Below are 21,501 nucleotides of genomic sequence, written 5' to 3'. Positions count from 1 at the left end.
ACATCCGCTCGTTCGAGCACGCAAAAAGCCGGCCGACGCTGACCACCGGATCGCCGCATATGGGCTGCCACCCTGCGACGAGACCGATCGCCAGTCGTCGGACCGGCCAAGAAGCCACCTCTAAAATGCCGCGAAAGGGGTCTTCTTATGTACTCACAAGGTACCAAGGGACTCAGCCGAATCAAGTCCCGGATCCAGGAGCTCATCTCCTGGGCCGACCGTGAAATCTGCATGGAGCCCGACGAATTCGCCTACCGGATCGGCTGGACGGTCAGCAGGACGGGATTCGGCGCCCGTCGTTACCGGGACCCACGGTTCGACCAGCTCAGCGTGCCACGCAGGGTGCCAGAGGAGGTGTCCTGACGTGTCGAGGAACCCGCGCAACCAGATCTACCCCGCCAACGAGGACCTCCCCACCCCGGGCGGGAGCGGGCTGCTGGTCAGGCTGTGGCGGATCCGCACCGAGTTGCTGCTGGCCGCCGGGCTGGGGCTGTTCACGCTGACCCTGCTCGGCGCCACCCAGGAAGGCCGGTGGCTGCCCTTCGTCCTGCTGACCAGCGCGATCTCGGTGCCGGCGGCCACCAGGACGGGACGCAACTGGGTCGTCGCCCACTTCTGGTGCGTGGTCTCCAGGCACCGCCTGCAGCGGGTCTGCCTGGAGACCACGATGCACACCAGGGCAGGGCGGATTCCGCTGGTGCTGTGGATCACCCCGACCGCGACGGGCGAGAAGGCACTGATCCTGTCCAGGGCCGGGATCTGCGCCGAGGAGTTCGAGGCGTACAGCGAGGAGATCGCGGCCGCCTGCTGGGCCAGGAGCGCCTGCGTCTACCGGCACCGCAAGCGGGCGCAGTTCCTGATCGTGGAGATCGTCCGGCGCGACGAGACGCCCGGCGCCACCTCTCCCGGCCTGGACCGGCTGTACGGCCGGCGAGCGTGGATGTCGCTGAGACCCGACCTTGAGGAGCCGCCTGATCTGCGCGCGGAACGGGTGCTGCCGCGGGTCGGCTGACGACGCGCTCAATGCTGTGAAGAACCTCACTGGAAGGCCTGGGGAATCCGGGAAATCCCCCGGGCGGGCAAGCCCCGGAGACCGCGGGGGCTCCGGGGCTTCCCCATGTGTACGGCACGAGCCAAGATGAGTTCATCTGACGAACTCAGGAGTCGCGATGACGTCGACCGTCCACCGGACCTGCCCCCTCTGCGAAGCCGTCTGCGGCCTGACCCTCACCCTCGATGAGGGCGGGCACGTGACCAGCGTCCGGGGCGACAAGGAGGACCCGTTCAGCAAGGGATTCATCTGCCCGAAGGGCGCCAGCCTCGGCCGGCTCGACGAGGACCCCGACCGCCTGCGCAAGCCGCTGATCAGGGAGGGCGAGCTGTGGCGGGAGGCCGGCTGGGAGGAGGCGTTCGCGGCCGTACGGGCGGGCCTGGAACGGGTGGCCGACCGCAGGTCCGTCGCGATCTACCTGGGCAACCCGAACGCGCACACCATGGCGGGCGCCCTCTACGTCGCGCCGCTGGTCAAGGCGCTCGGAACCCGCAACCTCTACTCCGCCAGCACGGCCGACCAGATGCCGAAGCACGTGGCCAGCGGGCTGATGTTCGGCCATCCGCTGGCCATCCCGGTCCCCGACCTCGACAGGACCGACTACCTGCTGATGCTGGGCGCGAACCCGCTGGAGTCCAACGGCTCCCTGTGCACCGCGCCCGACTTCCCCGGCCGGCTGAAGGCCCTGCGCCGGCGCGGCGGCCGGCTCGTCGTGGTGGACCCGCGGCGCACCAGGACCGCGGCGCTGGCCGACGAGCACGTGTTCGTACGTCCAGGCACGGACGCCTACCTGCTGTTCGGGCTCGTGCACACACTGTTCGAGGCGGGCCTCGTGACCCCCTCGCACGCGGTGAACGGGCTGGGCCAGGTACGGGAGGCGGCCAAGCACTTCCCGCCCGAGGCGGTGTCCCCGCGTACCGGGGTGCCCGCCGAGGTGATCAGGCGGCTGGCCGTGGAGCTGGCGACAGCGCGTACGGCGGCCGTCTACGCCCGGATCGGCACCTGCACGGCCGAGTTCGGCACGCTGGCCCAGTGGCTGGTCGAGGTGCTCAACGTGCTCACCGGGAACCTGGACCGTCCCGGCGGCGCCATGTTCGCCAAACCAGCGACCGAGCCGGGGGTGCGACGCGGCAGACCGTACGCGGTGGGCCGGTGGAAGAGCCGGGTCCGGGGGCTGCCGGAGACCAACGGCGAGCTGCCGGTGGCCACCCTCGCCGACGAGATCGAGACGCCGGGCGAGGGCCAGGTCACCTTCCTGCTCACGGTGGCGGGCAACCCCGTGCTGTCGGCCCCGCACGGGCCCCGGCTGGACGCGGCGTTCCGGCAGCTGGACTTCATGGTGAGCGTGGACCCGTACCTGAACGAGACCACCAAGCACGCCGACGTGATCCTGCCCCCGCCGCGGGTGCTGCAGTCGGGGCACTACGACTTCGCGCTGCTCGGGTTCGCCGTGCGCAACTACACGCGGTACTCCCCGCCGCTGCTGCCGCTCGACGGGCAGCCCTCGGAGGCCGAGATCCTCGCCAGGCTCGCCATGATCGCCTCGGGCCTGGAAGGTGACCTGGACGCGTTCGTCATCGACGAGATGCTGCGCAAGGCCACGGAGACGCCCGGCTCCGGTGTCGAGGGACGGGACGTGGCGGAGCTGCGGGCGGCGCTGGAAGGCGGGACGGGCGCCGAGCGGCGGCTGGACCTCATGCTCCGGCTCGGCCCCTACGGCGAGTGGGCGGGCAAGGGCGACCTGTCGCTGCGCAAACTGCTCGACAATCCGCACGGCCTGGACCTGGGCGCGCTGGAGCCGCGGCTGGACGAGGTGCTCAGGACCGCCTCCGGGCTCATCGAGCTGGCGCCGCGCGAGCTCATCGAGGACGTGGAGCGGCTGCGCGGCCGGCTGGCGGAGGAGCCGCCGGAGATCGTCCTGGTCGGGCGGCGCCACCTGCGCTCCAACAACAGCTGGATGCACAATGTGGGCCCGCTGGTGGGCGGCAGCAACACCTGCACGCTGCAGATCAACCCGGCCGACGTGGCCCGGCTCGGGCTCGGCGAGCACGCCGTGGTCCGCTCGGCGAAGGGGCAACTCACCGTGCCGCTCGAACCCACCGACACGATCATGCCGGGCGTGGTGAGCCTGCCGCACGGCTGGGGGCACGCCGACAGCGCACAGAGCGTGGCGGCCGATCATCCGGGAGTGAGCGTCAACGCTCTGACCGACGAGACCGCGGTTGACGTTCCGAGTGGTAACGCAGTGTTCAACGGAGTTCCGGTAAGCATTTCACCAACCGGGGTGATCATCGCGCAATAGGGTGGCGCGCGTGACTATCGCGCCAGAAGAGGACCGCCTGCACACCCAGATCGCATTCGCCGTCGAGATCGACAAACTGAAGCGGATCATCCGCCGCAACCATCTGATAGACGGTTCGCGGCGGGAGAACACCGCGGAGCATTCTTGGTACGTGGGCACGTTGGCGATGGTCCTCGGTGAGCACGCCCCGCCGGGGACCGACCTGCAGCGGGTGGTGGCCATGCTCTTGGTACACGACCTGGTGGAGATCGACGCCGGTGACACCTTCGTCTATGACCAGGTGGCGGTCGAGGCCCAGGCCGTGGCCGAGTCGGCGGCCGCCGACCGCATTTTCGGCCTGCTGCCCGCCCCCCAGTCCACGGAGTTCCGGCAGCTGTGGGACGAGTTCGAGGACAGGAAGACGCCGGAGGCCAGGTTCGCCAAGGCACTTGACCGTTTCGCCCCCATCCTGGCCAACCACCACACCGAGGGCGGCACCTGGCCGCTGTTCAAGGTCACGGCCGCGCAGGTCAGGGAGAAGGTCCGGATCATCGAGGAAGGATCACCCTCGCTCGGCGCCTACGCCCTGGAGCTGGTAGAACTCTCCGTGGCGAGGGGTCATCTGTCCGAGTGATCCCGTCATGGCCGGGGTAGGGGACTTGTCGTGAAAGAGACAGTACGAGCGGGACGTCGGCATTTGCGGCGTCTCGCTGGGCCGGTTGCCCTCGCCGATCGGCTCGAGAAGTCGAAGGCCATGGACACGCCGGTCAGGGTGCTGGCCAAGACCGTACGCCAGCGGGTCCGCCCGGCCTGGCTGCGTGACCTGCTGCACGGCGTACCGATCGGCAAACCGCTGCACCCGCCGCTGGCCACCGTCAGCCTGGGCTGCTGGCTGTCGGCGGCCGTCCTGGACGTGGCCGACGCCGACCCCCGCGCCAGCCGACTGCTGCTGGCGACCGGCATCGCCAACGCGCTGCCGACGGCCGCGGCCGGGCTGACCGACTGGTCCTCGCTCCACCGCGAACAGCAGCGCGTCGGCTTCGTCCACATGTTGTCGAACATGGTCGCGCTCGGCCTGTTCTCCGCCTCCCTGCTGGCCCGGCTGCGCGGCCAGGAACGTCCCGGCCGGCTGCTGTCGTTCGCCGGACTCGGCGTCGGCACCCTCGGCGCCTACCTGGGCGGCCACCTCGCCTACCGGCAGGCCGCGGGCGCCAACCACGCGCCGCAGGTCACCCACCTGGTGCCGCTGGGCTGGCACGACCTCTGCCTGCTCAGGGACCTGCCCGACGGCCGGCCGGTGGCGCGGCGGCTCGGCTACATCCAGCTCTTCGTGCTGCGCAGGGGCGAGGCCGTGACCGTGCTCGGCGACCGCTGCCCCCACCTGGCGGGCCCGCTGCACCAGGGCAGGCTCATCGTCGAGGGCGGGGACGCCTGCGTGGTCTGCCCGTGGCACGGCAGCACGTTCAGGCTGGCCGACGGCTCGGTGAAGCACGGCCCGGCGACCGCCCCCGCGCCCATGTTCGAGACGCGGATCCGCCGGGACGGCACGATCCAGGTCCGGCCGGGCGTGGCCTGAGGTCCTCAGCCCGGCCCGTCGGGGGACTGCCCGGCCTCGTCGGCCGGATGCTCCACGAGGGCGAGGATGCGACTGGACATGAACCTGGCCGTCCGTACGGGCGTTCCGCTGCGGGTGACCTCGCTCACTTCCACGAGCGCCCGCCGTGTGGCCACCTCGACCCGCCGACCGGCGCGCGTGGCCTTGATCTCGTAAGTACGCGGGGTCCCACCGGCGTCGATGACGATCTCCACCCGATCACCCTTCATGTACGGATTTATACCCATAAAGGCTGCTGTTCATCCGCACACCAGTGCGACAATCCTCCGGGAACCGGGCTCCGGCGGCTAGGACTCCACGGGGGGCTGGGGCGGGGAGAAGAGGCCGCCCAGGCTCTCCAGGACCTTGCCCATCTCCGACGGCACGATCCAGATCTTGTTCGCGTCGCCCTTGGCGATCTCCGGCAACGTCTGCAGGTACTGGTAGGCCAGGAGCTGCTGGCTCGGATTGCCGTCGTGGATGGCCTTGAAGACCATGCCGATCGCGTCCGCCTGCCCCTTGGCGCGCATGGCCTGCGCCTCCGCCTCGGCCTGCGCGCGCAGCACCGCCGCCTCCGCCTCGCCGCGTGCCCGCAGCACCGACGCCTGCTTCTCGCCCTCCGCCGCCAGGATCGCCGCCTGGCGCTGCCCCTCGGCGGTCAGCACGGCGGCCCGCTTGTCGCGGTCGGCGCGCATCTGCTTCTCCATCGAGTCCTGGATGGAGGCGGGCGGGTCGATGGCCTTGAGCTCGACCCGGTTGACCCGGATGCCCCACTTGCCGGTCGCCTCGTCCAGCACGCCACGCAGCGCGGTGTTGATGTCCTCGCGCGAGGTCAGCGTACGCTCCAGGTCCATCCCGCCGACCACGTTGCGCAGCGTCGTGACGGTGAGCTGCTCGACGCCGGTCAGGAAGTTCGCGATCTCGTACGTGGCCGCCTTCGGATTGGTGACCTGGAAGTAGATGACGGTGTCGATGGACACCACGAGGTTGTCGGAGGTGATCACCGGCTGGGGCGGGAAGGACACCACCTGCTCCCGCAGGTCGATCAGGTCCTTGATGCGGTCGATGAAGGGCACCACCAGGTTCAGTCCCGGGGTCAGCGTCCGGTGGTAGCGGCCCAGGCGCTCGATGATGGCGGCCGTGGCCTGCGGGATGATGCGGATCGTACGGGCCACACCGAAGCCCACCGCCGCGACCACGACGATGGCGACGATGAGCTGCTGCGTGGACATGGCGACGCTCCGAAGCCGAGGGGGCCGACTTCGCAAATGCTATTGGGTTTCAGCTTTGAGCGGCTTTCATCGGCATAAATGGCGATTAGTGAGCTCGGGCGTACCAGCGGCCCTCGGAGCCGCGCTCCAGCGACAGCGGCACCCCGAACGTGTGCGACAGATTGTCCGACGTCATCACGGTCTCCAGCGGCCCCTGGGCCACCACGGAGCCGTGCCGCAGCAGCAGCCCGTGCGTGAACCCGTTCGGCACCTCCTCCACGTGATGCGTCACCAGCACCAGCGTCGGCGAGCGGTAGTCGCCCGCCAGCACCGACAACCGGCGCACCAGGTCCTCGCGCCCGCCCAGGTCGAGCCCGGCAGCGGGCTCGTCGAGCAGCAGCATCTCGGGGTCGGGCATGAGCGCGCGGGCGATCTGCACCCGCTTGCGCTCCCCCTCCGACAGGGTGCCGAACCGCCTCCTGATCAGATGGGCCGCGCCCATCATGTCGATCAGCTCGACGGCTCTGGTCACGTCGTTGGAGTCGTATTCCTCCGTCCAGCGACCCATGATCGCGTAGGAGGCGGTCAGCACCAGGTCGATGACCTTCTCCTCCGGCGGGATCTTCTCGGCCAGTGCGGAGCTCGCCAGCCCGATCCGTGGCCGCAGATCGAACACGTCCGCCTGTCCCAGCCGCTCCCCCAGCACCTCGACCAGGCCCTCACTCGGATAGAGCAGCGTGGCCGCGACCTGCAACAACGTGGTCTTGCCCGCACCGTTGGGCCCGATGACGACCCACCGCTCATCCTCGTTGACCGTCCAGTCGATGCCGCGCAGCAGGGCCGCTCCGTCGCGCCTGACGGCCACGTCCTGGAGCCGCAGCACCTGACCACCCATCCCCGAACCTCCTTTAGGAGTCACCCTCGGGACAAACCTATTGCAGGGCGAGCGCTTATCGTGGATCGGTGCGCCCTGAATCGCCTGTCTGTCCCTCCCTGGTCGCCTGGGGCAACGCGTGGCTCGCCGGTCACGTCGGCCTCGACGAGGCGGCTGACCACGTGGAAGCCGCCTGCGGACCCATCGTCGCGGGCGACGTACCGTTGCGTAAATACCTGGCAAACCTGCGGTCCGACGGCTTGCGGGAGTTGCGGCTCGCGCTTCCCGCGCCCGGCGACCCGCTGGGGTTGTCGGGGCCCGCGCCGTTCAATTCGGCGGCGGTCGACGTGGGTCAGGCCGCGATCGCCGTGCTCGGCGAGCGCAACCTCGGGCTGGTGCCCGCGTCGGACCTGCGCGGGTCCTCCTACGTCGGAGTACGCCTGGAGGTGCACGACGCCGGACCCGTACGCCAGGACCTGCCGTCGTTGGCGGAGGCCGAGCGCGAGCTGTCGGACGCCATGCGGTCCGCCACCGAGGGGCTGGCCTCCGTGGAGGGCCCCGGGCAGGCCCGCCCCGAGCGGCTGGAGCGGCAGGGCGGCGAGCTGGCGCCCGGCTATCCTGCGCGGGCCCACCGGGTCTCCTCGCTGGCCACCCGGCTGCTCGCGGTGCTGCGCCTGGCCGACGAGCGCGGGCTCACCTCGGGGCAGATCTCCGCCCGCCAGGCCGCCCTGCGCGAACTCGACCGGGCCGTACGCCGTGCGCTCGTCGCCGCCCACCACGCGATCTTCGAACCGCTCAAAAGCCCGTAGCCGGTCAGCCCAGCCCGTGCCGGACGGCATAGAGGGCGGCCTGGGTGCGATCCTGCACGCCGAGCTTCATCAGCACGTTGGAGACGTGGGTCTTGACCGTCTTCTCCGCCACGGCGAGGCTCCTGGCGATCTCCCGGTTGGACCGGCCGGCCGCGATCAGCGCGAGCACCTCGCGCTCACGTTCGGTCAGCGGCACCGGGGCCGGCGCCCCGGTCGTCCCGGCCAGCATCGCCTCCGCCGCCTCCGGGGCCAGCAGCACCTGCCCGCCGTGCACCGCGCGTACGGCCTGGACCAGCGCGGGCGGGTCGACGTCCTTGTAGAGGAACCCCGACGCGCCGGCCCGCATCGCGGGCCCCACGTCCGACGGGTCGCTCACCGACGTCAGCACGACCACCCTGGTCGCCGAGCCGTTCAGGCGCTCCAGCGTGCCCAGCCCGTCCAGCACCGGCATCTTCAGATCCAGCAGCAGCACGTCGGGGGCCAGCTCCCCGACCAGCGCGACGGCCTGCTCCCCGTCGCCCGCCTCGCCGACGACCGTGATGTCGTCCTGGAGGTCGAGGAACGTCCGCAGGCCCTGGCGCACCACGGGATGATCGTCGGCGATCAGGACCCGGATCAAACGCCCACCTCCATGCGTACGGTCGTGCCGCCGCCATGGGCCGACTCGACGGTCATGACGCCGCCCACGGACTCGGCCCGGTCGCGCATCGACGCCAGGCCCAGCCCGCGCGACTCCTCCTGCGCGAATCCGGCGCCGTCGTCGTGGACGGTCAGGGCCAGCCTGTCGCCTTCGAGGGCCAGGCACACCGAGACCAGGGCGGCCTCCGAGTGCCGCAGCGCGTTGTGCAGCGCCTCCTGGGCCACCCGCAGCACCGCCACCTCGACCGCCGCGTCGAGCGGGGGCAACTCGTCGCACTCGAACGTGACCGAGGAGGTGTGCAGCCGGTCGAACATGCGTACCTGCTTGCGCAGCGTCTCGGCCAGGCCGTGCCGGTCGAGCTCGGCCGGGCGCAGCTCGACGATCACCGCGCGCAGCTCGGACAGGGCCTCCCCGGCCAGCCGCTGGACGCGTTCGAGCTCGGTGGCGGCCTGCTCGGGCGCCTTGGCCAGCATGGCGGCCGCGGACTGGGCGGTGAGCCGGAGCGAGAACAACTTCTGTGTCACGGCGTCGTGCAGCTCCCTGGCCATCCGGTTGCGCTCCTCCAGCATGGCCAGCTCCCGGCCGCGCTCGTAGAGCCTGGCGTTGGTCAGCGCGATGGCCGCGTGCGCGGCGAACAGCGTGAGAAGGTCCTGGTCCTCCTGCGTGAAGCCGCCGGACGCGCGCTTGTTGGCCAGGAAGATGATGCCGAGGACCTGCTCGCCGTCGCGGATGGGGACGCCGAGGAAGTCCTTCATCACCGGGTGGGCCTTGGGCCACCACTCGAACCTGGGGTCGCTGCGCAGGTCGGGCAGCCGGGCGGGGGCGCCGTCGCGGAGCATCGCGCCGAGCATCCCGTGCTGCCTCGGGAGCGGCCCGATCGCGTCCCACTGCTTGTCGGTCAGCCCCTCGGCGACGAACTCGGCGAACGACCCGTCCTCGTCGGGCACGCCGAGCGCGGCGTAGCGGGCGTCGAGCAGGCGCTGCGCCGAGCGTACGATGACCTGCAGCACCTCGCGGACCGACAGGTGACGGGTGACCGCGAGCACCGCGGAGCTCACCGCCTGGAGGATCTCGTCTCGGTCGGCCGTCACGGCACCACTCTATTGCGGGGCCGCCGCCGGGATCGGGGGGCTTTGGTCCTAGGTCGATGTGCCCAGGGCGGGCCGGGCGTCGGCCCGATGTGCGGCCGGACCCGCGTTCCTACCGTCGAAGCATGACGAACACCGCACTCATCACCGGCGCTTCCCGCGGACTCGGCCTGGCACTGGCCCGCTCACTGGCCGGCGCGGGATGGAACCTCGTGCTCACCGCCCGTGGCGCGGCCGACCTGGAACGGGTCGCCGCCGAGCTGGGCGCCACCGCGATCCCGGGTGACGTACGGGAGCCCGCGCACGTCGAACGCCTGGCCCGCGCGGCGCCCGAGCTGAACCTGCTGGTCAACAACGCCGGCGACCTGGGCGTGACCCCGCTGCCCCCGCTCGCGGACTACCCGCTGGACGCCTTCGCGGCGCTGCTGGAGACCAACGTGACCGCGCCCCTCGCCCTGATCCAGGCCACGCTGCCCGCCCTTCGCGCCGCCCGCGGCGCGGTCGTGAACGTCACCTCGGACGCCGCCACCGGCGCCTACGAGGGCTGGGGCGGTTACGGCGCCACCAAGGCGGCCCTGGAGCAGCTCTCCAACGTGCTGGCGGCCGAGGAGCCCGACCTGCGGGTCTGGTGGGTCGACCCGGGCGAGATGAACACCCGGATGCTGGCCGACGCCGTGGGCGCCGAGGAGGCCGCGGCCGCCGCCGACCCGGCCAAGGTGGCGGCCTCCCTGCACGACCTGATCGGCGCCCGGCCCGCCAGCGGGAGAGTGAGCCTGCAATGACGGCGGCACTCGACTTCGCCCTGCCGGCCGACCTGTCGGCCCACGAACCGCCCGAGGCCAGGGGGCTGTCCCGGGACTCGGTTCGGCTGATGGTCTCGCGCGGCACGCTCGACCCCTCGCACCACCACTTCAGCGACCTGCCCGAGCTGCTCGCCCCCGGGGACCTGATCGTGGTGAACAACTCGGCCACCCTGCCCGCGGCCGTCCGGCTGGACCGGCTGGCCGTGCACTTCTCGACCTCCAGGCAGGACGGCACGTGGCTGGTCGAGCTGCGCCGCCGTACGTCGCGGGCCACCGAGCCCTACGGCGGGGGCGAGCCGGGCGAGTGGCTGCCGCTGCCGGGCGGGGCGACGTTGCGGCTGCTCGCGCGGGAGACGCCGCGGTTGTGGCGGGCGGTGCTCGACCAGGAAGTGGAGCCGTACCTGCGGGCGTACGGGGTGCCGATCCGGTACTCGTACGTGGAGCGGGACTGGCCGATCGAGGCGTACCAGACCGTGTTCGCGACCGTGCCGGGCAGTGCCGAGATGCCGAGCGCGGCCCGGCCGTTCACCGCCGATCTGGTGACGGCGCTGGTGGCCCGCGGGGTGGGGATCGCGCCGATCACCCTGCACACGGGGGTCGCCTCGCCGGAGAAGGACGAGCCGCCCTACGCGGAACGGTACGAGGTGCCCGCTTCCACCGCACGACTGGTCAATTCCAGCAAGGAGGGCGGAAACCGGGTGGTGGCTGCCGGAACGACCGTCGTACGGGCCCTGGAGACCGCCGTGGGCGCCGACGGGCGGGTGGCCGCGGCCGCGGGATGGACACGGCATGTCGTCACCCCGGAGCGTGGTGTACGGGCCGTCACGGGGTTGATCACCGGCCTGCACGAGCCGCGCTCCAGCCACCTGCTGATGCTGACCGCAGTGGCGGGACCGGCCGCGCTGGCGAAGGCGTACGAGGCGGCGCTGCGGGAGGGGTATCTGTGGCACGAGTTCGGCGACACGCACCTGATCCTGCGCGACTAGGATTTACCCAGAATTTGCCTGGTGGGGCTGGCGGGGGCGCTCATCGCGCGTTCGGGGCCGCGCTCTGCCCCGCGAGCCCGCCGTGCAAGTGTCCGAATGCCGAACCTGCTTCGCGAGCACCGGACCAAGCGCAGTACCGTGGCTGGATGTGGACCAGCGCACCCTCCTGATCACACTGACCGGCCCCGACCGCCCTGGCGTTACTTCGCGCCTTTTCTCCGTTCTGTCCCGTTTTCCGGTGACCGTCGCGGACATCGAGCAGGTCGTCATCCGGGGCAGGCTGACGCTGGGCGTGCTCGTCGCCTACGCGGGCGGCGCCCCTTCCGGCACCGGCACCACCCTCGGCGCCATGTGGACCGCCGTCGAACAGGTGGCCGACGACCTCGGCATGGAGGTGGAGCTCTCCACCGGATCCCAGGCCAAGGAGCAGCGCCGCCGCGGCCGCCTGTCGGTCAGCGTGCTCGGCGCCACGCTGCAGCCCGCCGCCATCGCGGGCATCGCCGGCCGCATCGCCGCCGCCGGGGCGAACATCGACCGCATCGAACGCCTCGCCCAGTGGCCGGTCACCTGCATCGAGATGTCCGTCTCCGGCGCCGACCCGACATTCCTGCGCGTCGAGCTGGCCGCCGAGGCCGTCGCCCAAGAGGTGGACGTGGCCGTGCAGCGCACCGGCCTGTCGCGCCGGGCCAAGCGGCTGATCGTCATGGACGTCGACTCGACGCTCATCCAGGGCGAGGTCATCGAGCTGCTGGCGGGGCACGCGGGCTGCCAGGAGGAGGTCGCCAGGGTCACCGAGGAGGCCATGCGCGGCGAGCTGGACTTCGCCGAGTCGCTGCGGCGCAGGGTGGCGCTGCTGGAGGGGCTGCCCGCCGAGGTGTTCGAGAAGGTGCGCAAGCAGGTCGTGCTCACCCCGGGCGCCCGTACGCTGGTGCGCACGCTCAAGCGGCTCGACTACCGCTTCGCCATCGTCAGCGGGGGGTTCACGCAGATCACCGACGCGCTGGTGGAGGAGCTGGGGATCGACTACTCGGCGGCCAACGTCCTGGAGGTCATCGACGGGCGGCTGACCGGGCGGGTGGTGGGCGAGATCGTTGACCGGCCGGGGAAGGCACGGGCGCTGGAGAGGTTCGCCAAGGAGGCCCACCTGCCGATCTCGCAGACGGTGGCCATCGGCGACGGGGCCAACGACCTGGACATGATCGCGGTGGCCGGGCTGGGGATCGCGTTCAACGCCAAGCCGGTGGTGCGGCAGGCGGCGGACACGGCGGTCAACACGCCTTATCTCGACTCGATCCTCTACCTGCTGGGGATCTCCAGGGACGAGGTCGAGGCGGCGGACGCGGAGGACGGCGCACTCAGCGCAGGCTGACTCGCACACTCAGCGCGGGCTGACCCGACGCTCAGCGCAGGCTGACTCGCGCACTCAGCGCGGGCTGACCCGGACGCTCAGCTCGGGCTGACCCGGGCCCTGGTCTCGGCTCTTCTTCGGGTGCCGCCGGCCTCAGCTCTCCTTGGGGTCCCAGCGGGTGACCAGGCGGCCCTCGCCGGGTGAGAGCTCCTCCCAGCCGGACTCCACCCCGATCACCGCGAAGGTGCCCGGGCGGAACGTGTAGTCCCCTCCGGTCAGGCCCAGGGCCAGCTCGTGCACGCCCGGATTGTGCCCGCACAGCACGACGGTGCCCAGCTCGGGGTCGGACCGGCGTACCAGCTCCAGCAGCTCATCCGGATAGGCCTGGTAGATGTCGCCCTCGTAGCTGATCTCCGTCGCCGGGAAGGCGATCTCGGCGGTGCGCCTGGTCCTGAGCGCCGGTGAGCAGAGCACCAGGTCGGGGGCCAGCCCGGCCGCCCTGATCTCCTCGCCCGCCCGCTCGGCGTCCCGCTCGCCCCGCCCGGTCAACGGCCGCTCCCGGTCGGCCAGACCGGGAACCTGGGCGGCCTTCGCATGCCGCAGCACAATCAAGGTCCGCACCGGCTCACCCCGTCCCTGAGGCCCAGACGGCCAGCCCGATGATCGCGGCCAGGATGACCACCATGGCCAGCAGGATCAAGCCCAGGGTCTTGCCGCCGTTGGGCTGCTTGCTCTCGTTCACCCGCCCAGTTTCCCACCGCAGGCGCCCGGTTCCACGCCCACCCTCACCACCTCATCCCCCGGCCCCTCCCCACCCACCTCGCATTCCGCCGCTCGCCGGCACCACCTGCGAATCGAGCCACCCCGAACCCCGCGGCGCCCCCAGAAACGAGAGACGCCCGGCCCCCACGTTGTGGGAGCCAGGCGTCTCAGGTGTGAACCGAAGCCTGCGCCTCAGCGCCGCCGGGCAGCGTCTTACGAAGCCACCGGCTCGTGCTCACGGTTGTTGTTGTCGCTGGCCGGCTCGCTGGTCACCGACCGCCGCTTGGACACGACGATGGCCGCGACCACCACAGCCACCGCCAGCACCGTGATGCTGATGCGGACGGTCGGGTTGCCCGCGTACAGCACCACCGCAGGGGCCACCAGCAGCGCCACCAGGTTCATCACCTTGATCAGCGGGTTGATGGCAGGGCCGGCCGTGTCCTTGAACGGGTCGCCGACCGTGTCACCGATGACCGTGGCCGCGTGCGCCTCGGAGCCCTTGCCGCCGTGGTGCCCGTCCTCGACCAGCTTCTTGGCGTTGTCCCAGGCACCGCCGGAGTTCGCCAGGAACACCGCCATCAGGGTGCCGCAGGCGATGGCCCCGGCCAGGAAAGCGCCCAGCGGCGCGTAGCCCAGCGCGAAACCGACCGCGATCGGGGTCATGACCGCCAGCAGGCCGGGCGTGGCCAGCTCGCGGAGGGAGTCGCGGGTGCAGATGTCCACGACCCGGCCGTACTCGGGCTTCTCCGTGCCGTCCATGATGCCGGGCTTGTTGCGGAACTGGTCGCGTACCTCGAAGACCACCCGCATCGCGGCCCGTCCGACCGCCATGATCGCCAACCCCGAGAAGAGGAACACGACGGCGGCCCCGATGATCAGACCCACCAGGACGTTCGGCTGATCGATGCTGAGGCTGAAGGTGGAGAACGCGCCGAGCGCGCCCTTGACCGCCGAGGTCGCGGAGGCCAGTTCGGTCTCCACGGCGGTACGGAAGGCGCCGAACAGCGCTGTGGCCGCCAGTACGGCCGTCGCGATGGCGATGCCCTTGGTGATGGCCTTCGTGGTGTTGCCGACGGCGTCGAGGCTGGTGAGCACCCGGGCGCCCTCGCCCTCGACGTCGCCCGACATCTCGGCGATGCCCTGGGCGTTGTCGGAGACGGGTCCGAAGGTGTCCATCGACACGATGACGCCGACCGTGGTCAGCAGACCAGTGCCCGCCAGGGCCACCGCGAACAGGGCGATCGTCACGTTCCCGAACCCGAGCAGGAACGCGCCGTAGACCGCACCGCCGATGATCAGGGCGGAGTAGACGGCCGACTCCAGGCCGACGCTGATGCCGGCCAGGATGACGGTGGCCGGGCCGGTGGCCGAGCTCTCGCCGATCTCCCGTACGGGACGCCGGTTCGTCTCGGTGAAGTAGCCGGTCAGCAGCTGGATGGCGCTGGCTAGAACCAGGCCGATGAGGACCGCGCCGATCGCGATGAGCCGCGGGTCGGCGTCGGACTGCACGGACGAGTTGGTGAGACCGCCGAAGCTGTCAGGCAGGTACAGGTACGCGGCGCCCGCCACCAGCACCGCGGAGATCGCGGCGGAGATGAAGAAGCTGCGGTTGATGGCGGCCATGCCGCTGCGGTCCCGGTCGCGCATCCCGGTGACGAAGATGCCGATGATCGCCGTGATCACACCGATCATGGGCACGATCAGCGGGAAGACCAGCCCTTCCTCACCGAAGGCCACCTTGCCCAGGATGAGGCTGGCGACCAGCATGACCGCGTACGACTCGAACAGGTCGGCCGCCATGCCCGCGCAGTCGCCGACGTTGTCGCCCACGTTGTCGGCGATGGTGGCGGCGTTGCGCGGGTCGTCCTCGGGGATGCCCTGCTCGACCTTGCCGACCAGGTCGGCGCCGACGTCGGCGGCCTTGGTGAAGATACCGCCGCCGACTCGCATGAACATCGCCAGCAGCGCCGCGCCGAAGCCGAAGCCCTCCAGCACGCCGGGCGCGTTGCCCTGGTAGATGAAGACGACCACGGCCGCGCCGAGCAGGCCGAGGCCCACGGTGAACATCCCGGCCACGCCGCCGGTACGGAACGCGATGCGCATGGCGCGCTTCTCGCCGGATTCGTTGGCCGCGGCGGCGACGCGTACGTTCCCGCGCACGGCCAGCCACATGCCCATGAATCCGGTCAGCGCGGAGAACACCGCGCCGACCACGAAGAAGAGCGAACGCCCTATGCGTACGTCGGTTTCTCCAGGTAGCAACAGCAACAGAAAGGGAATCACGATGACGAAGATCGCCAACGTGCGGAACTGGCGGGTCAGATAGGCGGCTGCGCCTTCCTGTACGGCACGGGCGATGTTCTGCATGCGCTCCGTGCCTTGGCCGGCCGCCAGCACCTCGCGCACCAGGCCGCCGGCGACGGCTAGCGCGATCAGTGCGACCGCGGCGACCACGATCACGATAGTGAGATTGTTTCCGCTCAGGGCCAGATTGGACGCTGGCTCCGCTGCCAGCATGTGCCTGCTCATCGTTCTCCTCGGCAAGACCGGTCGTCCTGCCCGGGCGGTGCTGCAGTTTTCCTCGGCGGGTGTTGCGGCACCATCCGGGTTGTGGGTGCCGCTTCCGGTTGAATCCGCGTTCCGCCGGATCACCTTGGCCGGTGCGGGGAGTCTACGCAGGCACTCAACGGATATGAAGGCTCTGGAGGCGGCTAATTGTGCGTGCGTCTGGCAATGCCCTGCCAGCGGCCCGGTTTGGGTTCTGACAGGTAGATTATCCCTTGGTTTAAGGTCATGACAGGAGTCTATAACGGCCTGTCCGTAACCCCGATTTCCGGGCGGAGGCGCAGCGCGAGGGAAGGCGTAGCGCCAGGGCCCGTCCAAACCGAAGCATCTTGCGCGACAGGCCCGTTACACCGGAAGCCACGGGCCCATCGGAACGGAAGATCGTCGGCATGAACGGTTGACGATGACCGGGCGGGGGTAGGTGGCTTTCAGCCTGCAAACCCTAAAGAAACGATCGCGCCGTGAGCTGGTTCTTCCGCAATCGTCAATCTTTAAATAAAGAACCCCGCACGCCCATCTCGGGCGTGTCAGCCAGCCCGCAGGTGAACAACCCAAACGGCCGCCCCACAAGGCGAACAACGCCCCGATCCTCCCACGACCCGGATCCACCACCAGCGGCCTGAACGATCAGACGGACCACCTGACGGACCACGGCAGGGATGTGTTGGCCCACCTGGCCGAGCAACCCCACATGCCCATGCAGCCCCTGCCCCGAGAACCCGCCATGCCCGAGCAACCCGCCATGCCCGCGCTATACCCGCCATGCCCGTGCCGCCCACCATTGGCCCCGCCATGAAGCACACCGCTCACCACACGAGGCCTGCTCACCCGAACACCGCCACCCACCACCAGCGCCCGCCGAGCACCTCGCTGACGTCTCACCGGCGCCTGCCGGACACCTCGCCGACCGTCCCCCCGGCACCCGCCAAGCACTTCGCTGGTCGTCCCACCAGCGCCCGCCCAGCACCTCGCCGACCGTCCCACTGGCACCCGCCGAACACGCTCGCCGACCGCCTCACAAGGGCCTACCGAGCACCTCGTTGACCGTCCCACAGGGGCCCGCCGGACACCTCACCGGCCGTCCCCCGGCACCCGCCGAGCACTTCGCTGGTCGTCCCACCAGCGCCCGCCCAGCACCCCGCCGACCGTCCCACTGGCACCCGCCGAACACGCTCGCCGACCGCCTCACAAGGGCCTACCAAGCACCTCGTTGATCGTCTCTCAGGGGCCTGCCGGACACCTCGCCGACGGTCCCCCGAGCACTTCGCCGTCCGTCTCTCAGGGGCTTGCCGACCACCGCGCTGGCCACCTCAGGGCGTAGGCCGACCGCCTCTCAGGGGCCTGCCGACCACCGCGCTGGCCGCCTTCAGGTGTAGAACGTCACACAGGCCCTCGCCATCACAGCCCCTGTCCCTCACGGGCATGCCCACATAGGAGCCACCAGAGGTCGTCCATCACGCCCGTATGCCATACGAACCCCACCCACCAGCCAGTTCATCGCCGGCCAGGGGAAACGGAAGCCACGGTGCCTGTGCGCCGTTACGGTGGCCCGCCCCGTGCGGGTCAGCGGGCGTCCTCCTGGAAGTCCCCCGACACGTACGGCGGGTGGCGGTCCACTTGGCTCCGCCGTACGAGATGGGTGTGGGTGTTGAGAAGATGGGTGTGGGTTTGGAAAGACGACACACAACAGCTGCATGTGATCAAAGAGAAGCCGCGACATCAGCGCGACGACGGATCAGGCTCCATTGGTGGCAGGCCACGACATGCGGATGTTGGTCCCCTTGGGGCTGGGGAAGACTTCGACGTCGTCAGCCAGCCCTTCGATGACCGCGATGCCGAAGTTCGACATGAACGAGTCAGAGAGCATCCCGAGATCGAGCGGCTGCTCCTGCTTGATCTCGTCGCTGGGGGCATGATCGCTCACCGTGACCTCGAAACGTCCCGAGTCGTCACGTAGCTCGATGCGGATGGGCTCACCCGGACAGTGCGCGCGGTGCGCCTCCACTGCCCGGGAACACGCCTCACCCACGGCGAGCCTGACCTCGTCCAGCAGTGACTCCTCCACGCCGGTGCGACGGGCGATCGCCGTCGCCACCAGCCGGGCGGTCCGCACATGCGCGGGGAGAGCGCTGAACGTCAGCTCGACGGTAGCCATGCTACTTGTCTTTGCCGTGAGCTTCCTTGGCCTCGTCGACCGAAGCGTAGATCCCGAAGACCTTGGTCAGACCGGTGATCCGGAAGATCTTGAGGATGCGCTCCTGCGTGCAGACCAGCTCCAGCGAGCCGTCGTGCGCCCGAACCCGCTTGAGCCCTCCGACCAGGACGCCAAGACCCGTGGAGTCGAGGAAGTCGACCTTCTCCATGTTGACCAGCAGGTGGAAATTGCCCTTGTTCACCAGGTCGATGAGGAGTTCACGCAATCTCGGCGCAGTGTAGACATCGATCTCACCCTCGACCTCGACGATGGTGAGTCGGTCCTCGTTGTGGTGATCCAACTTCAGATCCACAGATCCTCCAGCGCCTCGCCTGCGAAAGTACTCTTGCGGGCCTGGCAATCTGGAGCGTGGCCCCAGATCGTCCGACCCTGACGCGCGGCATTCAACCACGCGTCTGGCTTGTGTCTATACGAAATCACGATTCCCGGCGACTTTGCCCACCGATGCAAGACTGGAAACAGTGACTTCCTTCGCATCCTCCCCACATCAAGCAGGTCCACTCCTCCACCACCTGCTTGGAGTTCCCGCACGTCACCAGCGTGTCACTCATGTGGAGCATGTTCCAGCACGTCAGGCTGGTCAAGTCAGTTGGCCCAAGTGGACCCCAGAAGTCCTTGTTACGCGCTTGGCGAACCGCGGGGTGACAGGACTCTGGCCTCACCAATACGAAGCCGCCGACCTGGCATTCCGTGGCCGAAACGTGATCATTTCCACAGGGACGGCGTCCGGGAAGTCCCTGGCGTACCTCACACCGGCGGTCGCCTCCTGCCTCGACGGCGGCACGATCCTGTACCTCACGCCGACCAAGGCCCTGGCCGCCGACCAACTGCGCGGCCTACGCGAGCTGCGCATCACTCAGGTGCGTGCCGCCACCTTCGACGGCGACACACCGTTCGAGGAACGCGCCTGGGTACGCCAGCACGCCAACTACGTCCTCACGAACCCGGACATGCTGCACCGCAGCATCCTCCCCCGCCATGCCCAGTGGTCGTCGTTCTTCCGCCGGCTGCGCATGATCGTCGTGGACGAGTGCCACGGATACCGCGGCGTCTTCGGCTCCCACGTCGCCCAGATCATGCGCCGCCTGCGCCGCGTCTGCGCCCGGTACGGCTCGCGCCCCACGTTCCTGCTCGCCTCGGCCACGGCCAGTGAGCCGGGGCTGTTCGCCAAGAGGCTGACGGGGCTTGAGATGGACGAGGTGACCGTGGACGCCTCACCCAAGGGTTCCACCACCATCGCGCTGTGGGAGCCGCCCCTGACGGAGCTCCGGGGCGAGGGCGGGGCTCCGGTACGGCGCACCGCCACGGCAGAGGCGGCGGACCTGCTGGCCGACCTCGTCCTGGCCGACGTCCGCACCCTCGCCTTCGTCCGCTCCCGCCGCGGAGCCGAAACGGTCGCCCTGGCCGCCCGCGCCAAACTCGCCGACGTCGCCTTCTCCCTCTCCACCTCATTCCCCACCACACCCCACCACCACAGCACCCAACGGCCAACAACCCCCAACACGGACACCGGTACGAGTACCGGCATAAGCCCCAAAACCCACACCAGCACCGAAACACCCCCTCACCCCACCCCGAACCCATCACCAGCGAACTCCGACCAGCCCGCTTCCACCTCCGGAAACTCCGGCCCTCACCCCACCGACCCACGTAACGAGCCACACGACGAGGGCGAACGCGTCCCCGCCGCGAAACACAGCAACAACAACCCCCTAACCTGGGCAATCCCCACCCAATCGGACGGCTCCACCCCGGCCGACTGGGCCGATCTCCCCAACAAGATCGCCGCCTACCGAGCCGGCTATCTCGCGGAGGACCGCAGGCTCCTGGAGAAGGCCCTCCGCGCAGGCACTCTCATGGGCCTGGCCTCCACGAACGCCCTCGAACTGGGCGTGGACATCTCGGGCCTGGACGCCGTGCTGATCGCGGGTTGGCCGGGCACCCGTGCCTCTCTCTGGCAACAGGCAGGCAGGGCGGGCCGCGACGGCCGGGACGCACTCGCCGTACTGATCGCCAGGGACGATCCCCTGGACACCTACCTCGTACACCACCCGGATGCCCTGTTCGGCCAGCCCGTCGAGGCCATCGTCCTGGACCCCGACAACCCCTACGTCCTGGGCCCCCACCTCTGCGCCGCAGCCGCCGAGATCCCGCTGACCGAGGACGAACTGCCCATTTTCGGCACCACCGCCTCAAACCTGCTGGACGACCTCGTCGCCGAGGGCATGCTCAGAAGGCGCCCCGCGGGCTGGTTCTGGACCAGACGAGAGCGCGCCACCGACCTCGCCGACATCAGGGGCGGCGGCGGCTCCCCCATCCAGGTCGTGGAGTCGTCCACCGGCCGCCTCCTGGGCAGCGTGGACGAGCCCTCCGCCCACACCACGGTCCACACGGGCGCGGTCTACCTCCACCAGGGCGAAACCTTCCTCGTCGAACTCCTGGACCTGGAGGCCGGAGTGGCCCTTGTCTCCGCCGCGAACCCGGACTACAGCACCTTCGCCCGTGACATCACCGACATCTCCATCCTCGGCACGCAACGCTCCCACCCTCTGGGCTCCGGCACCCTCCACTTCGGCGAGGTGGAGGTGACCCGGCAAGTGGTCTCCTACCTCATAAGGCGCCTCCAATCCGGCGAAATGCTCGGCGACGAACCCCTAGATCTCCCGCCCCGCACCCTCCGCACCCGCGCGGTCTGGTGGACGCTGCCCGCCGAGGCCGTATCACCCCTGGCGGAGTCCGGCATCGACCTCGGCGGAGCCGCCCACGCCGCCGAACACGCCTCCATCGGCCTCCTCCCCCTGTTCGCCACGTGCGACCGCTGGGACATCGGCGGCGTCTCCACCGAACTCCACGCCGACACGGGTCTACTCACCGTCTTCGTGTACGACGGCCACGAGGGCGGCGCCGGCTTCGCCGAACGCGGCTACGCCCGTGCGACGGACTGGCTGACGGCGACCCGCGAGGCCATCGCCTCCTGCGAGTGTGAACGCGGTTGCCCGTCCTGCATCCAGTCCCCAAAATGCGGAAACGGCAACGAACCCCTGGACAAACGCGGCGCCATCCTCCTGCTCAACACTTTGCTGACACCTCAACCCACAAACGAACCCTGATCACCGCAGGCACTTATAAATCAAAACCACACTCACAAACCACGAGATTCGGGCCCCGCGAAACAGCCGCAACCAAGGCACCCCTCACCGCCAGCCCGCAACCCCCAACCCAACCCCTACCTGCACCTACCGCCGGGCCCCACAGGACACTTAACCCGCCG

The 21,501-nt window shown here is 69.9% G+C and carries 19 protein-coding genes; 10 read left to right on the top strand and 9 right to left on the bottom strand.

Features of this window, described 5'->3' with window-relative positions; genetic code table 11:
- Positions 1-147 precede the first annotated feature (147 nt).
- The 5 genes from BLS95_RS42060 to BLS95_RS42040 all read left to right on the top strand — a co-directional run bounded on the left by BLS95_RS42060 (position 148) and on the right by BLS95_RS42040 (position 4,908).
- On the top strand, positions 148-363 hold the full coding sequence (locus BLS95_RS42060; protein ID WP_090945191.1) for a hypothetical protein: 216 nt from the start codon (positions 148-150) through the stop codon (positions 361-363).
- A gap of 1 nt (position 364) precedes the next feature.
- Positions 365-1,012 (top strand): hypothetical protein, encoded by a 648-nt coding sequence (locus BLS95_RS42055; RefSeq protein WP_090945190.1) that lies wholly within the window; start codon positions 365-367, stop codon positions 1,010-1,012.
- A gap of 157 nt (positions 1,013-1,169) precedes the next feature.
- Positions 1,170-3,353, top strand: a complete 2,184-nt coding sequence (locus BLS95_RS42050) for a molybdopterin-dependent oxidoreductase (RefSeq protein ID WP_090945189.1) — start codon at positions 1,170-1,172, stop codon at positions 3,351-3,353.
- A 1-nt stretch (position 3,354) separates the two neighbouring features.
- Positions 3,355-3,966 carry an HD domain-containing protein gene (locus BLS95_RS42045; protein WP_090945188.1) on the top strand — a complete coding sequence of 204 codons (612 nt, stop codon included), beginning with the start codon at positions 3,355-3,357 and terminating at the stop codon, positions 3,964-3,966.
- Between the two features lie 120 nt (positions 3,967-4,086).
- Entirely contained in the window at positions 4,087-4,908 is an 822-nt protein-coding gene (locus tag BLS95_RS42040; RefSeq protein ID WP_245765625.1) for a Rieske (2Fe-2S) protein, read from the top strand.
- Between the two features lie 5 nt (positions 4,909-4,913).
- Here the strand turns inward: BLS95_RS42040 and BLS95_RS42035 are convergent, their stop codons facing one another.
- From BLS95_RS42035 to BLS95_RS42025, 3 genes are all read right to left on the bottom strand, one after another.
- The gene (locus BLS95_RS42035; RefSeq protein ID WP_090945186.1) at positions 4,914-5,156 is read right to left on the bottom strand and encodes a hypothetical protein; all 243 of its coding nucleotides are present in this window, start codon (positions 5,154-5,156) and stop codon (positions 4,914-4,916) included.
- A gap of 78 nt (positions 5,157-5,234) precedes the next feature.
- Positions 5,235-6,158, bottom strand: coding sequence for an SPFH domain-containing protein (locus tag BLS95_RS42030; protein WP_090945185.1), 924 nt, complete (start codon positions 6,156-6,158; stop codon positions 5,235-5,237).
- Positions 6,159-6,243: 85 nt separating this feature from the next.
- On the bottom strand, positions 6,244-7,032 hold the full coding sequence (locus tag BLS95_RS42025; RefSeq protein WP_090945184.1) for an ABC transporter ATP-binding protein: 789 nt from the start codon (positions 7,030-7,032) through the stop codon (positions 6,244-6,246).
- Positions 7,033-7,100: 68 nt separating this feature from the next.
- On the opposite strand from BLS95_RS42025, the gene BLS95_RS42020 reads away from it, so the two are divergent.
- Entirely contained in the window at positions 7,101-7,820 is a 720-nt protein-coding gene (locus tag BLS95_RS42020; protein ID WP_245765624.1) for a hypothetical protein, read from the top strand.
- Between the two features lie 4 nt (positions 7,821-7,824).
- On the opposite strand, the gene BLS95_RS42015 is transcribed toward BLS95_RS42020, so the two are convergent.
- Together BLS95_RS42015 and BLS95_RS42010 are read right to left on the bottom strand one after the other, a co-directional pair.
- Positions 7,825-8,439, bottom strand: coding sequence for a response regulator (locus BLS95_RS42015; protein ID WP_090945183.1), 615 nt, complete (start codon positions 8,437-8,439; stop codon positions 7,825-7,827).
- A complete protein-coding gene (locus BLS95_RS42010; protein ID WP_090945182.1) occupies positions 8,436-9,551 on the bottom strand; it encodes a GAF domain-containing sensor histidine kinase in 1,116 nt (371 codons plus the stop codon). Before BLS95_RS42010 ends, BLS95_RS42015 begins: the two co-directional genes overlap by 4 nt.
- Positions 9,552-9,673: 122 nt before the next feature.
- On the opposite strand from BLS95_RS42010, the gene BLS95_RS42005 reads away from it, so the two are divergent.
- The 3 genes from BLS95_RS42005 to serB all read left to right on the top strand — a co-directional run bounded on the left by BLS95_RS42005 (position 9,674) and on the right by serB (position 12,706).
- Positions 9,674-10,330 (top strand): SDR family oxidoreductase, encoded by a 657-nt coding sequence (locus tag BLS95_RS42005; protein ID WP_090945181.1) that lies wholly within the window; start codon positions 9,674-9,676, stop codon positions 10,328-10,330.
- Complete coding sequence (locus tag BLS95_RS42000) at positions 10,327-11,337, top strand: S-adenosylmethionine:tRNA ribosyltransferase-isomerase (RefSeq protein ID WP_090945180.1); 1,011 nt, start codon at positions 10,327-10,329, stop codon at positions 11,335-11,337. The genes BLS95_RS42005 and BLS95_RS42000 overlap by 4 nt, the downstream gene beginning before the upstream one ends.
- Positions 11,338-11,485: 148 nt before the next feature.
- A complete protein-coding gene (gene serB, locus BLS95_RS41995) occupies positions 11,486-12,706 on the top strand; it encodes a phosphoserine phosphatase SerB (RefSeq protein WP_176993665.1) in 1,221 nt (406 codons plus the stop codon).
- Positions 12,707-12,838: 132 nt separating this feature from the next.
- Here the strand turns inward: serB and BLS95_RS41990 are convergent, their stop codons facing one another.
- The 4 genes from BLS95_RS41990 to BLS95_RS41975 form a co-directional block, all read right to left on the bottom strand.
- Entirely contained in the window at positions 12,839-13,306 is a 468-nt protein-coding gene (locus BLS95_RS41990) for a SixA phosphatase family protein (protein ID WP_245765623.1), read from the bottom strand.
- A 354-nt stretch (positions 13,307-13,660) separates the two neighbouring features.
- On the bottom strand, positions 13,661-15,979 hold the full coding sequence (locus BLS95_RS41985; RefSeq protein WP_090945178.1) for a sodium-translocating pyrophosphatase: 2,319 nt from the start codon (positions 15,977-15,979) through the stop codon (positions 13,661-13,663).
- 1,771 nt (positions 15,980-17,750) lie between these two features.
- On the bottom strand, positions 17,751-18,170 hold the full coding sequence (locus BLS95_RS41980) for an ATP-binding protein (protein WP_090945177.1): 420 nt from the start codon (positions 18,168-18,170) through the stop codon (positions 17,751-17,753).
- Between the two features lies 1 nt (position 18,171).
- On the bottom strand, positions 18,172-18,522 hold the full coding sequence (locus tag BLS95_RS41975; RefSeq protein WP_020542579.1) for an STAS domain-containing protein: 351 nt from the start codon (positions 18,520-18,522) through the stop codon (positions 18,172-18,174).
- A 409-nt stretch (positions 18,523-18,931) separates the two neighbouring features.
- Between BLS95_RS41975 and BLS95_RS41970 the strand changes: the two genes are divergently transcribed.
- Positions 18,932-21,340 carry a DEAD/DEAH box helicase gene (locus BLS95_RS41970; RefSeq protein ID WP_245765622.1) on the top strand — a complete coding sequence of 803 codons (2,409 nt, stop codon included), beginning with the start codon at positions 18,932-18,934 and terminating at the stop codon, positions 21,338-21,340.
- Positions 21,341-21,501: the final 161 nt, after the last annotated feature.

This window comes from Nonomuraea jiangxiensis, from assembly GCF_900099965.1.
Classification (GTDB): domain Bacteria; phylum Actinomycetota; class Actinomycetes; order Streptosporangiales; family Streptosporangiaceae; genus Nonomuraea; species Nonomuraea jiangxiensis.
This window is presented reverse-complemented; position numbering and strand designations above follow the sequence as displayed.

What these genes read in the sequence shown, in the direction of transcription:
- BLS95_RS42000 (WP_090945180.1), top strand. Translation starts at nt 10,327, where the DNA reads ATGACGGCGGCACTCGACTTCGCCCTGCCGGCCGACCTGTCGGCCCAC.
- BLS95_RS42035 (WP_090945186.1), bottom strand. Translation starts at nt 5,156, where the DNA reads ATGAAGGGTGATCGGGTGGAGATCGTCATCGACGCCGGTGGGACCCCG.
- BLS95_RS42005 (WP_090945181.1), top strand. Translation starts at nt 9,674, where the DNA reads ATGACGAACACCGCACTCATCACCGGCGCTTCCCGCGGACTCGGCCTG.
- BLS95_RS41985 (WP_090945178.1), bottom strand. Translation starts at nt 15,979, where the DNA reads ATGAGCAGGCACATGCTGGCAGCGGAGCCAGCGTCCAATCTGGCCCTG.
- BLS95_RS42025 (WP_090945184.1), bottom strand. Translation starts at nt 7,032, where the DNA reads ATGGGTGGTCAGGTGCTGCGGCTCCAGGACGTGGCCGTCAGGCGCGAC.
- BLS95_RS41980 (WP_090945177.1), bottom strand. Translation starts at nt 18,170, where the DNA reads ATGGCTACCGTCGAGCTGACGTTCAGCGCTCTCCCCGCGCATGTGCGG.
- BLS95_RS42050 (WP_090945189.1), top strand. Translation starts at nt 1,170, where the DNA reads ATGACGTCGACCGTCCACCGGACCTGCCCCCTCTGCGAAGCCGTCTGC.
- BLS95_RS42060 (WP_090945191.1), top strand. Translation starts at nt 148, where the DNA reads ATGTACTCACAAGGTACCAAGGGACTCAGCCGAATCAAGTCCCGGATC.
- BLS95_RS42040 (WP_245765625.1), top strand. Translation starts at nt 4,087, where the DNA reads ATGGACACGCCGGTCAGGGTGCTGGCCAAGACCGTACGCCAGCGGGTC.
- BLS95_RS42030 (WP_090945185.1), bottom strand. Translation starts at nt 6,158, where the DNA reads ATGTCCACGCAGCAGCTCATCGTCGCCATCGTCGTGGTCGCGGCGGTG.